9 protein-coding genes are annotated in these 12,634 nt (G+C 65.7%); 7 read left to right on the top strand and 2 right to left on the bottom strand.

What is annotated here, in order from left to right:
• Nucleotides 1-64 precede the first annotated feature (64 nt).
• The 5 genes from IP69_RS04520 to IP69_RS04500 all read left to right on the top strand — a co-directional run bounded on the left by IP69_RS04520 (nt 65) and on the right by IP69_RS04500 (nt 6,474).
• A complete protein-coding gene (locus tag IP69_RS04520) occupies nt 65-2,512 on the top strand; it encodes a penicillin-binding protein 1A (RefSeq protein ID WP_054141628.1) in 2,448 nt (815 codons plus the stop codon).
• 158 nt (nt 2,513-2,670) lie between these two features.
• Nucleotides 2,671-3,799 (top strand): peptide chain release factor 2 gene (gene prfB, locus IP69_RS04515; protein ID WP_156323283.1). Its coding sequence is split into 2 segments (ribosomal slippage): nt 2,671-2,739 and nt 2,741-3,799, totalling 1,128 coding nucleotides; the frame shifts between segments, so codons are not numbered across the junction.
• Nucleotides 3,800-3,989: 190 nt separating this feature from the next.
• Nucleotides 3,990-4,520, top strand: coding sequence for a CDP-alcohol phosphatidyltransferase family protein (locus IP69_RS04510; RefSeq protein WP_054141626.1), 531 nt, complete (start codon nt 3,990-3,992; stop codon nt 4,518-4,520).
• A gap of 123 nt (nt 4,521-4,643) precedes the next feature.
• On the top strand, nt 4,644-5,753 hold the full coding sequence (locus tag IP69_RS04505; protein WP_054141625.1) for an AI-2E family transporter: 1,110 nt from the start codon (nt 4,644-4,646) through the stop codon (nt 5,751-5,753).
• Nucleotides 5,746-6,474: a hypothetical protein gene (locus IP69_RS04500; RefSeq protein ID WP_054141652.1), complete on the top strand. Its 729-nt coding sequence runs from the start codon at nt 5,746-5,748 to the stop codon at nt 6,472-6,474. The genes IP69_RS04505 and IP69_RS04500 overlap by 8 nt, the downstream gene beginning before the upstream one ends.
• Nucleotides 6,475-6,481: 7 nt before the next feature.
• Here the strand turns inward: IP69_RS04500 and IP69_RS04495 are convergent, their stop codons facing one another.
• Nucleotides 6,482-7,735 (bottom strand): acyl-CoA desaturase, encoded by a 1,254-nt coding sequence (locus tag IP69_RS04495; protein ID WP_054141624.1) that lies wholly within the window; start codon nt 7,733-7,735, stop codon nt 6,482-6,484.
• A 239-nt stretch (nt 7,736-7,974) separates the two neighbouring features.
• Between IP69_RS04495 and IP69_RS04490 the strand changes: the two genes are divergently transcribed.
• Together IP69_RS04490 and ppx are read left to right on the top strand one after the other, a co-directional pair.
• Nucleotides 7,975-10,170: an RNA degradosome polyphosphate kinase gene (locus IP69_RS04490; RefSeq protein WP_054141623.1), complete on the top strand. Its 2,196-nt coding sequence runs from the start codon at nt 7,975-7,977 to the stop codon at nt 10,168-10,170.
• Entirely contained in the window at nt 10,106-11,683 is a 1,578-nt protein-coding gene (ppx, locus tag IP69_RS04485) for an exopolyphosphatase (protein WP_248306706.1), read from the top strand. Before IP69_RS04490 ends, ppx begins: the two co-directional genes overlap by 65 nt.
• Here the strand turns inward: ppx and IP69_RS04480 are convergent, their stop codons facing one another.
• A complete protein-coding gene (locus tag IP69_RS04480) occupies nt 11,684-12,565 on the bottom strand; it encodes a UPF0280 family protein (RefSeq protein WP_054141622.1) in 882 nt (293 codons plus the stop codon).
• Nucleotides 12,566-12,634 lie beyond the last annotated feature (69 nt).

Raw genomic sequence — 12,634 nt, 5'->3', positions numbered from 1 at the left:
AGATGTTTTGCAAACCGCTGCTTCGGGGGTGCCGGAGCGGTAGCGGCAAGAGCCAGGGCCAAAGATGCGCTTTATCCTGCGACTGTTCGGTTGGATGTTTGCTGCCGGCACGATCGTTTTCGTGATCGGGGCTGTCGTCGCGGGCGGATTCCTTTGGCACTACTCCAAGGACCTGCCTGATTCGGCGCAGCTGCGGAATTACGAGCCGCCGGTGATGACGCGCGTCCATGCCGGCGACGGCTCGCTGATCGCCGAATTCGCGCGTGAACGTCGGCTCTATCTGCCGATTCAGGCCGTGCCGAAGCTGATCATCGAGGCTTATCTCTCGGCCGAAGACAAGAATTTCTACAAGCATGTTGGCGTCGATCCCGAGGGCCTCGTGCGCGCCGCCATCACCAATTTTCGCAATCGCTCGGCTGGCAGGCGTCCGCAGGGCGCCTCGACCATCACCCAGCAGGTGGCCAAGAACTTCCTCGTCGGATCCGAGCAGAATTACGAACGCAAGATCCGCGAGGCGCTGGTCGCGCTGCGAATCGAGTCGACCTATTCCAAGGACAAGATCCTCGAACTCTATCTGAACGAGATCTATCTCGGCGCTCCGGCGCCGGGGCAGGGCAGCTATGGCATCGCCGCCGCCGCGCTGAACTATTTCGGCAAGTCGGTGCATGAGCTCAATCTGCAGGAGGCAGCCTATCTGGCCGCGCTGCCCAAGGCGCCGACCGATCTGCATCCGCTGCGCAACCGCGAGCGCGCCATCGAGCGCCGCAACTATGTGATCGACCGCATGGTCGAGAACGGGTTTGTCGCGCGCCCCGTCGGCGAGGCCGCCAAGAACCAGCCGCTGGGCGTCAATGCGCGGACCGTCTCGCCCAACAACATCGCCGCCGGCTATTTCGCCGAGGAAATCAGGCGCGAGCTGCAGGACCGCTATGGCGAAAAGAAGCTGCTCGAGGGCGGGCTTTCGGTGCGGGCGACAGTCGATCCCAAGATGCAGCTGATGGCGCGCAAGGCGCTGGTCGATGGCCTGGTTCGGTTTGACGAGGCCCGTGGCTGGCGCGGCGCGATCCAGAAGCTCGAGCTACAGGCCCGCGACTGGGGTCTGGCGATCGGCGAACTGCCGGTGCTGGGCGATGTGGCGCCCTGGCGCCTGGCCGTCGTGCTCGATGTCGCCGGCGATAGTGCACGCCTCGGCCTCCATCCCCTGCGCGAGAATTCCGGCGTGCTGAGAGGCGATCGCGAGACGGTGACCCTCGGTGCCGAGGGCATCAAATGGACGCGGCGCGCCCGCGTGGCGCAGGCCGTTTCCGTCGGCGACGTGGTCTATGTCGAACCGATGGACAACCGCCCTGGCCAGGTCCGTCTGCGGCAGCTGCCGGAGGTCAACGGCGCGATCACCGTCATGGATCCGTTTTCGGGCCGTGTGCTCGCGATGGTCGGCGGCTTCAGCCACGACCAGTCCGAGTTCAACCGCGCGACGCAGGCGCTGCGTCAGCCGGGTTCGTCCTTCAAGCCGTTCGTCTACGCCACCGCGCTCGACAACGGCTACACGCCGTCCTCGATCGTGCTCGATGCGCCCATCGAGATCGACCAGGGCGGCGGGCTTGGGCTCTGGCAGCCGAGCAATTACGACGGCAAGTTCACCGGCCCGCGGACGCTGCGCTACGGCATCCAGTTCTCGAAGAACCTGATGACGGTGCGGCTGGCCAAGGATGTCGGCATGCCGCTGATTGCGGAGTATGCACGCCGCTTCGGCGTCTATGACGACATGCTGCCGGTGCTGTCGATGTCGCTGGGCGCGGGCGAAACCACCGTCATGCGGATGACGGCGGCCTATGCGATGCTGGTCAATGGTGGGCGGAAGATCCGGCCGACGCTGATCGACCGCATCCAGGATCGCTGGGGCGCGACCATCTTCCGGCACGACCAGCGCGTTTGCGAAGGCTGCGACGCGACGGCCTGGGCCGACCAGCGCGAGCCGCGTCTGATCGACAACCGCGACCAGGTTCTCGACCCGCTGACGGCCTATCAGATGGTCTCGATCATGGAAGGCGTGGTCAATGCCGGCACCGCGACCGTGGTCAAATCGGTCGGCAAGCCGCTCGCCGGCAAGACCGGCACGACCAACGATGCCAAGGACGTCTGGTTCGTCGGCTTCTCGCCCGATCTCGCGGTCGGCGTTTATATGGGCTTCGACAAGCCGAAGTCGCTTGGTACCTCGGCCACCGCCGGCCAGTATGCGGCGCCGATTTTCCGCGACTTCATGATGGCGGCGCTCAAGGACAAGCCCGCGACGCCGTTTCGCGTGCCGGCCGGCATCAAGCTGATCCGCGTCGATCCCAAGTCGGGCATGCGCTCGGGCGGCGAGGGTGGCATCCTGGAAGCCTTCAAGCCCGGCACGGCCCCGCCCGACAGCTATTCGGTCATCGGCACCGCCGGTGATGGCGGCGCTCCGTTCAGTGTCTCGCCGGGCGGCGGTCGCGGCGTCGGCTCCGGCACGGGCGGCCTGTACTGATATCCAGCGTCAATCTCGGGTGAAGCGAAGCGCAGGCCCGAGAATCGTCTGCAGGAAATGGTCGGCTCAGGGCCGACCATGACGCGTTTGGGCCGTTTACAGCGACGTCTTTCGGCCCTATCCCAACCGCTCGTGCTTCATCCAAGGCCCTGATCCGCATGCGTCCAGAAATCCAGACCCAGCTCGACAACGCCAAGCAGTCGATTGGACTGCTGAGGAGGCATCTTTGACTGGGATGTCGCGCAACGCCGCCTGGCGGAACTGAACGCCCTTTCCGAGGGCCCCGATTTCTGGAACGACGCCGACGCCGCGCAGAAGCTGATGCGCGAGCGCACCTCGCTCGAGGACCAGATCAACGGCATCGCGAAGCTCGAGGGTGATCTCGACGACGCGCTGACCTACATCGAACTCGGCGAGATGGAGGAGGATGCCGCCTCGATCGCCGAGGGCGAGGCCGGGATCAAGGCCGTCGAGGTCGAGGCCGCGCGCCGGCAGGTCGAGACCCTGCTGTCGGGCGAGGCCGACATGCTCGACACCTATGTCGAGATCCATCCCGGCGCCGGCGGCACCGAAAGCCAGGACTGGGCCGAGATGCTGCTGCGCATGTACCGGCGCTGGGGCGAGCGGCGGAAGTTCAAGGTCGAGACGCTGGAATACCAGGACGGCGATACGGCCGGCATCAAGTCCGCGACGCTGCAGTTCAAGGGCCACAACGCCTATGGCTGGCTGAAGACCGAGAGCGGCGTGCACCGGCTGGTGCGCATCTCGCCCTTCGATTCGAACGCCAGGCGGCAGACCTCCTTCGCCTCGGTCTGGGTCTATCCGGTCGTCGACGACCGTATCGTCATCGAGATCAACGAATCGGATTGCCGGATCGACACCTATCGCGCGCAGGGCGCGGGCGGGCAGCACATCAATACCACCGATTCCGCCGTGCGCATCACGCATATCCCGTCGGGGATCGCGGTGTCGTGCCAGCAGGAGCGTTCGCAGCACAAGAACAAGGCCAAGGCCTGGGACATGCTGCGTGCGCGGCTCTACGAGGTCGAGCTGAAGAAGCGCGAGGACAAGGCCAATGCCGAGCAGGCCTCCAAGACCGATATCGGCTGGGGCCATCAGATCCGCTCCTATGTGCTGCAGCCCTATCAGCTCGTGAAGGATCTGCGCACCGGCGTCAGCTCGACGGCGCCGTCAGAAGTGCTGGACGGCGCGCTCGACCCCTTCATGGAGGCCTCGCTGGCCCAGCGGGTCTACGGCACGGAAGTCGAGGTCGAGGACATCGACTGAGCCTTGCGGTCGGCCAGAACCGTCATTGCGAGCGAAGCGAAGCCATCCAGGAGCGCCGGGGCTCGACGTCACCTGGATTGCTTCGTCGCTGCGCTCCTCGCAATGACAGTTCCGGCTCTGCCCGGACATCCGTTTCCGCTTCGTGCAGCGATCGGCTAGCCTGGTCCACCGCCGCCAGCGAGCCCTCCGCATGACGCTGCCCAACCTGATCACCATCGGCCGGCTGTTCCTCGTGCCGCTCGTGGTCGCGATGATCCTCGAAGGGCGCTGGCAGGCGGCCTTCGTCGTTTTCGTCGTGGCTGGGGTGTCGGACGCGGTCGATGGCATTCTTGCCCGGCGGTTCGGCATGGCCAGCGAACTCGGGGCCTATCTCGACCCGATCGCCGACAAGGCGCTGATCGTCTCGATCTACATCACGTTGGCGTTCGTCGGGGCGGTTCCAGCCTGGCTGGTCGTTCTGGTGGTCTCGCGCGATTTGATGATTGTGGCAGCCGTGATGCTGGCCTGGTTCATCGACAAGCCGTTGGTGATGGCGCCCTTTGCCGTCAGCAAGCTCAATACCGTCGCTCAGATCGTCTTTGCTGCTTTGCTGCTGGGGGTGCGCGCCTTCGGTGTCGATCCCGGGCTTACGGTCGAAGTCGGACAGCTTGTCGTGGCGCTGTTGACGCTCGGTTCGATGACGGCCTATCTGGCCCTCTGGCTGCGCCACATGGCGGCGTGAGGCTCAGCGGGCGCCCCGGTCGCATCGCTGAGAAAAACCGAGACGACGTCTCAAAGAGCCCTTGGAACCTTCGTCGTTCCGATCCATTTGAAGACCGCCGCCGGATCAGCGAAAGGCCCGAGCATGACCTTGCAACGCCAAATCGGCTTCTGGCTGATCTCGCTCGTCGTCTTCGTGCTGGTGCTTGTGGTGCTGCGCGATGTGCTGCTGCCCTTCATCGCGGCGCTGGCGCTGGCCTACCTGCTCGATCCGTTGGCCGATCGCCTGGAGCGCGCCGGGATGAGCCGACTCTGGGCGACCATCGCGATCCTGTCGGTGTTCCTGCTCATCTTCGTGCTGGCCCTGGTGCTATTGGCGCCCCTGCTCGGCCAGCAGGTCGCCGGGCTTGTCGCCCGCCTGCCGGCGGACGCAGCCAAGCTGCAGGCGCTGGTGCTGGAGCAGGGCGGCCCCTGGCTCGAACGCTTCGGTGGGACCAAACTCACCGAGGAGGCCCAGAGCTCGCTCGGCAACATCGTCGGCGAAGCGACCAAGTGGGTTGGCAGCGTGCTGCAGTCGCTCTGGACCGGCGGCACCGCCATCATCGGCGTCTTCTCGCTGCTCGTGCTGACGCCCGTCATCGCCTTCTATCTGCTGATCGACTGGGACCGCATGTGCGCCACCGTCGACAGCTGGCTGCCGCTCGACCATCGCGAGACCATCCGCGGGCTCTTGCACGAGATGGATGTCTCGATCGCGGGTTTTCTGCGCGGGCAGGCGCTGGTCTGCCTGCTGCTGGGTATCTTCTATGCGGTCGGCCTGACGATGCTCGGCGTCAATTTCGGCGCGCTGATTGGCATCATCTCGGGCTTCCTGTCCTTCATACCCTATGTTGGATCGCTGACCGGGCTGGTGCTTTCGGTCGGCGTGGCGATCGTCCAGTTCTGGCCGGACTGGACCTGGCCGCTGGCGACGCTGGCCTTCTTCGCCGCCGGGCAATTTCTCGAGGGCAACATCTTCCAGCCCAAGTTCGTCGGCGATTCGATCGGCGTTCACCCGGTCTGGCTGATGTTTGCGCTTCTGGCGTTCGGCACGCTGTTTGGCTTCGTCGGGCTGCTTCTGGCCGTGCCGCTGGCGGCGGTGATCGGCGTGCTGTGCCGCTTCCTGCTCCGCCAATACCTCGCCAGCAACATCTATCACGGGGGCGACGCGACGCGTGCCGCCGAGGTCCAGGCGCGGCTCGAAACCGATGCCTGAGATTCCGGGCCGGCCGCGCCAGCTGGCCTTTGACCTGCCCGTCGACAGCCGGCACGGGATTGAGGACTTTCTGATCGGGCCTTCGAACGAAGCGGCCTACAACCTCGTCGAGGCCTGGCCGGCATGGCCCGACGCGTGGCTGCGCCTGCTCGGGCCAGAAGGCGCCGGCAAGACCCATCTCGCGGCGATCTGGGCGCGGGCCGCCCATGCCTGGACGGTGTCGGCCGCCGAGGTCGTCGCGAGCCAGGTCCCGCATCTGGTTTCGGGCGGCGCGCTCGTGGTCGAGGATTGCGACCGAAGCCTGACGGACGAGGCGGCGCTGTTCCACCTGATGAATGCGATCAAGGCGCGCGGCGGCCATCTCCTGCTCACGGCGCGAACATCGCCGGATCAATGGGGCCTGCGCATTCCCGACCTCTTGTCGCGGCTGCGGCTCGCCCCGCATGCCACGATCGAGCCGCCCGACGACGCGCTGCTGCGGGCGGTGCTGGTGAAGCTCTTCATCGACCGGCAGCTCGTCGTCGATACCGGCATCATCGAGATGCTGGCGCTGCGCATGGAACGCTCGTTTGCCGCCGCGCGCGCGCTCGTCGATGCGCTCGACCGGCTCTCGCTCGAACGCGGGCGGCGCGTCACGCGGGCCCTGGCGAGCGAGGCCCTTGCCTCACTCGTTCAAGCGGACGATGCCGCGCCTTGGGATGATACCTTGGCGGCGGATTAGGCCGCACTCAGCGACCGCGTTGCGGGCCCGGCTCGACCGGCTGGGCAACCAGGCGGGCATGCATCGCCTCGACGAGAAGTTCGTGGGCCCGTGCCGTGATCGCGTCGAGCGAGGGCGTCTTGACGAACATCGCCGCGGCCTTCTCACGCAGCTGCTCGCGGCTTGGCGGTACCGGCAGATGCCAGCTCGTCGCATCCCACTGCGCCCAGGCCTCCTGTGCCTGATGCTGGATGCCGGCGAAGCGATCACCGGCCCGGTCCTGCAGGGCAATGAGCGCGGCCTTGAGCTCGGCCAGGGTCAGGCTCGGCCAATGCAGGTCGGGCAGCGAGGGCGTCTGGGCATAGGTCGCGCGGAAGGCGCTCACGACCGGGTCGAGCGGCACGGTCGCCGCCAGCCGCTCGGCCGAGCGCTCGATGACGCGCGGCGGCAGGGCCTGCGAGCGCTCGATCACAGCCTGGGGGGGCTGCTTCAGGTCCCAGACGAGGCCCAGTTTCTCAAGCCCGAGGATGACGTAATAGGTCGGGTCGATCTGCCACCAGTGGAATCCCTGGCGGACGCTGTACTGATAGGCGTGGTGGTTGTTGTGCCAGCCTTCGCCCAGGGTGATGATTGCCAGCCACCAGTTGTTGCGGCTCTCGTCGCCGGTCACATAATCCTTGTCGCCATGCACATGGGCGAGCGAGTTGATGCAGAAGGTGGCGTGGTAGACCGCCACCGTCGACCAGAAGAAGCCGACGAAGAGCCCGGCCCAGCCATCGATGGCGAAGCAGAGCAGGGCCAGCACCAGGGCCGGTGTCAGTTCATAGCGATGCAGCCAGCGCAGTTCCGGGAATTTGGTCAGGTCGGAAATCGTCGAATCGTCGAAGGTCTCGTGGTCGCGGCTGAAAATCCAGCCGACATGGGAATAGGCAAACGAGGTCAGCACCGGCGAATGGACGTCGTGCTCGGTGTCGGCATGGCGGTGATGGTGCCGATGCTTGGAGGCCCACCAGAACACGCTTTTCTGGGCCGTCGACTGCGCCAGCAGCGCCAGCACGAACTGAAAGAACCGGCTCGTCTTGTAGGTGCGATGCGAGAAATAGCGGTGATAGCCGCCCGTCACGGCAAACATCCGCAAGCCGTATAGGCCGATGGCGAGCCAAAGCGAGGTCGCGGTCACGCCGCTCCAGATCGCGCCAAGACAGGCCAGATGAGCGAGGACGAAGGGAATGGCGGACGGATAGACGATGTCGCCATCGTCATGGTGGGGCGTGGTGTTCAAGTGGGCCTCTGTATGGATGGGCGGATCTGGTCTCGGCCGCCGGGGATGGCTATCCCGTTCGACGGCACGAAACAGGAGCGCGGCCAACCATGCAAGGGGGCCACTCGACGCAGACCCGTCGATGATGCTGCGATGCGTCGAAATTTCATGTTCGCCAACAGACCGTCACGCTAGAGTGATTCGAAACGGGCAAGGAGACCACAGTGGCCAGGCCAGCGACCGCAACGAGAACCAAGCGCATGAACACCCAACCGAGCGTCGCGGCCGTTCCCGATCAGCCCGTCTCCGAAGAGGCTCTCGCCTTGCGGACGTCGCCGTCGCGCTTCATGAATCGCGAGCTGTCCTGGCTGCAGTTCAACCGGCGCGTCATGGAGGAGGCCTCCAACCGCAATCATCCCTTGCTGGAGCAGCTGCGCTTTCTCTCGATCTCGGCGGCCAATCTCGACGAATTCTTCATGGTCCGGGTGTCGGGCCTGCGCGAGCAGCACAAATCCGGCGTGGTGACGCGCAGCCAGGACGGGCTCACCCCGGCCGAACAGCTCGGCGAACTCGGCAAGGCGGTCGCGGCGCTGACCGACGACCAGCAGGCGCGCTGGGTCGAGCTGAAGCGCAACCTGCATGACGAGGGTATCCATCTGCTGGCGCCGGGCGATATCGGCCCGCCGGATCGCGCCTGGCTGGAGGATTACTTCCTCAACTACGTCTTTCCGGTTCTGACGCCGCTGGCGATCGACCCCGCGCATCCGTTCCCCTTCATCCCCAATCTCGGCTTCACGCTGGCGCTGGCCTTGGAGCGCATCAGCGATGGCCGCCAGCTCAATGCGCTGATCCGCGTGCCGATCAAGATGGACCGCTTCATCGAGCTGCCGGATCTGGCGCGCGAGGGTCTGCGCCGGTTCATCACGCTGGAGGACGCTGTCTCGCTGTTCATCAGCAAGCTGTTCCCGGGCTATGACGTGAAGGGCACCGGCTCCTTCCGCGTGATCCGCGACACCGATCTCGACATCGAGGAGGAGGCGGAAGACCTCGTTCGCCTGTTCGAGACGATGATCAAGCTGCGTCGGCTTGGCGTCGTCATCCGCCTGGAGATCAGCGACGGCATGCCGGCCCATCTGCGCAAGATGATCGTGCGCGAATTGAAGGTCGACGAGGACGAGGTCGTCGCGATCGAGGGCATGATCGGCCTGAGCGAGCTCGCCCAGCTGGTCAGCGTCGAGCGGCCGGACCTAAAGTTCAAGCCCTATAATGCCCGCTTTCCGGAGCGGATACGCGAGCATGGCGGCGACTGCTTTGCCGCGATCCGACAGAAGGACCTGCTGGTCCATCATCCCTATGAGAGCTTCGACGTCGTCGTGCAGTTCCTGGAGCAGGCGGCACGCGACCCCAATGTGGTGGCGATCAAGCAGACGCTCTACCGCACATCGTCGAACTCCCCGATCGTCAAGGCGCTGACGGAGGCCGCCGAGGCCGGCAAGTCGGTCACCGCCCTGGTGGAGCTCAAGGCGCGCTTCGACGAAGAGGCGAACATTCGCTGGGCCAAGGAGATGGAGCGGGCCGGCGTCCAGGTCGTCTATGGCTTCATCGAGCTCAAGACCCATGCCAAGCTTTCGCTCGTGGTCCGGCGCGAGGCCGGGCAACTGGTGACCTATTGCCATATTGCGACTGGCAACTACCACCCGATCACGGCGCGCATCTACACCGACGTGTCGTTCTTCACCGCCGATCCGGTGATGTCGCAGGATGTCGCGCGCGTCTTCAACTTCATCACCGGCTACGCCGAGCCGGCGGAGCTGGAGAGGATGTCGGTCTCGCCGTCGGGGCTGAAGCAACGCCTGCTCGACGACATCGCCGAGGAAATCGCGCATGTGAAAGCCGGCCGCAAGGGCGCGATCTGGGGCAAGTGCAACTCGCTGGTCGATCCCGTCATCATCGACGCGCTCTATGATGCCAGCCAGGCCGGCGTCGAGATCGATTTCGTCGTGCGCGGCATCTGCTGCCTGCGGCCGGGGGTTCCGGGGCTGTCGGACAACATCCGGGTCAAGTCGATCGTCGGCCGCTTCCTCGAGCATACCCGGGTCTACGCCTTCGGCGCCGGGCATGGCATGCCGTCGCCCAGGGCCAAGCTTTACATCTCCTCGGCAGACCTGATGCCACGCAATCTCGACCGCCGCGTCGAGGCGCTGACGCCGATCTTGAACCCAACGGTGCATCAGCAGTTGCTCGAGCAGATCATGCTGGCGAATTTTCTCGACAACGAACAGAGCTGGACGATCTTGCCCGATGGCGGCTCCCGACGCATTGTCCCGGCGCCGAGCGACGAGTCGTTCAACGCCCATAAGTACTTCATGACGAACCCGAGTCTGTCTGGACGTGGAAAATCACTTTCGAACTCAAGTCCTCGCTCCCTTTCGCGGCGAGGGGGGCGCAAGGGCTGACGTACTGAGCGCGCCCGGCCGCCTCGGCCTGGGCGCCGGCACGCTGGCCATCGTCGATATCGGCTCCAATTCGGTCCGCCTCGTCGTTTACGAAAGCGTCGCGCGCGCGCCCGCCCAGGTCTTCAACGAAAAGGAGATGGCCGGTCTCGGCCGGCAGGTTGCCACCACCGGGCGGCTCGCCAGCGACGCGATCGAGAGGGCCATCGCGGCGCTGGTGCGCTTCCGCATCCTCTGCGAGGCGATGCAGGTCGGCAAGGTCCATGTGATTGCGACCGCGGCGGCGCGCTATGCCAGCAACGGGCCGGAATTCATCGCGCGTGCCGAGGAGGCGATCGGCCATCCCATCGAACTGATCTCGGGAGATCGCGAGGCGGTGCTGTCGGGTCTCGGCGTCATTTCGGGCTTCGACAATCCCGACGGCGTGGTCGGCGATCTTGGTGGCGGCAGCCTCGAACTGATCGCCATTTCGAAGGACGGTGTCGGGGAGGGGGCCAGCGTGCCCCTGGGCGGTCTCGCTCTGCTCGACCGCTCGAAAAATTCGCTCAAGCTGGCTGAAAAGATCGTCAAGGACGAGCTCGACAAGCTGCCCCAGATCGCCGCCATGAAGGGCCGCGATTTCTATGCGGTCGGGGGCACCTGGCGGGCGCTGGCGACATTGCACCAGCATCAGGCGAACTACCCGCTCAACGTCATGCATGGCTATACGCTGCCGGCCCGGGACGTCGCGGAGTTCGTCAAGCTTGTCGAGCGGGCCGATCTGGCGGGGCTCGAGGCGATCGAATCCGTGTCCTCGGCGCGGCGTCCGCTGCTGGCCTATGGCGCGCTCGTGCTCGACGAGTTGATCAAGCGCGGCAAGCCGCGCTCGGTCATCATTTCCGCGCAGGGTGTGCGCGAGGGACTGCTGCATGAGCAGCTCCCGGCCAAGGAGCGCCTTGCCGACCCGCTGCTGCGCGCGGCTCGGGACTACAACCATCTGCGGGCACGCGATCCGCGTCACGCCGCCGAACTGATCTCGTGGTGTCGCACCATCCTGGAATCGGCGGGCCTGTCCGAGGACGAGCCATCGTCGCGCATGATCGAATCGGTCTGCCTGCTCTCCGATATCGGCTGGCGCGCTCATCCCGATTATCGCGGCGAGCAAAGCATGAACGTGATCGCGCATGCCTATTTCACCGGTATCGACCATGCCGGGCGGGCCTTCTTGGCGCTGGCGATTTTCCACCGCTATGCCGGGCTCAAATCCTCTTCGCCTGCCGCGGCCGCGCTGCGGGCCTTGCTGGCGCCGCCGATCCTCGACCGGGCGATCCTGATGGCGGCGATCTTCCGCGTCGCCTACCTGCTATCGGCCGGGATGAGCGGGCTGTTGCCGCGCATGCCGGCGACCTGTGTCGATGGCCGTCTGATTCTTCGGTTCCCCGACGATCTGCGTCCCCTGGCCAGCGATCGGGTGGTTGGTCGCCTGAAGCAATTGGCCAAGCTCCTGGGTCGCGAGGTCGAGATCGCCTCGATCTGATCAGGGCCCGCGCGAACCGTCGCTGAGGGCTTGTGGCGTCGGGCCGACGCTGCGCCACTCGCCAGCCAGCGCCAGAAGCGCTTGCTCGACCAAGCCTGCGCGCACCAGGATCTCGGCCATGTCCGCCCCGGCCGAAAGAGCCGCGGCGATTGCGTCCCGCGACAGAGGGCCGACATCGACCGTCACCGGCAGCTCACCCAGATCGCTGTCAGGATCGAGCTCGCGGGCAGCGCAACGCTTGATCGCGGGGTCTCTGACGTTGGTCGCGTTTGCGATGATCGTGGCCGCCGCATCGGCCTCGGCGGCACTGCGCGCCAGCACTGTCACCGCGTCCGCGATGCCGCGCGAGAAGGATCGGCCGCGCCAGCCGCTGGTCGCGATGCCGCAAAAATGCTGCGCAGCATTGTGCGCAGCATGAATGCGAATGAAGCCCTCCGGTCGCGCGCGGGCGAGCGAGGGTACGACGCCGATGTCGAGCGAATGATCGAGGGTGACGAGCACGGCGATGTCGCCGCCATTGTTGACATAGGCGCGTTCAAGCCCGGGTGATGCTGCGGCCATCTTTGCCAGCACCGTGTCTGCGACCGCACCCGCGACCGCCGCCATGGGCGTGATGTAGTGCTCGCGAAAGGGCCAGCAGGCGCGCGCCATGCGCTGTGCCGTGGCGCACTCCAGAGCAGGTGGCCGGGCCGCCAGCGGCTGTCGCAATGTCGGCAATTCTCCGGCGAGTTGGCCGAGCAGACCGTCGAATGCCTCCTCTGCGGCGGCATAGGCGCGCTCGATCTGGGAGGGGTCGCCAAAGGCTGCGATCACGAGGTCGCTGGGACCTTCCTGAAGATGCAGTCGGTTGCCGGGGAGGAGGGCGACGCGGTGGGTCTTCATCGCTCTCTCGTGAACCACGCCGTCATTCTGGACAAGCCGCGCAGCGGCGCCGATCCGGAATCGATCATC

Source organism: Allobosea sp. AAP35, assembly GCF_001295925.1.
Classification (GTDB): Bacteria; Pseudomonadota; Alphaproteobacteria; order Rhizobiales; family Beijerinckiaceae; genus Allobosea.
Note: the sequence above shows the minus strand (reverse complement) of the source record. Positions and strands in the feature narration are given on the sequence as shown.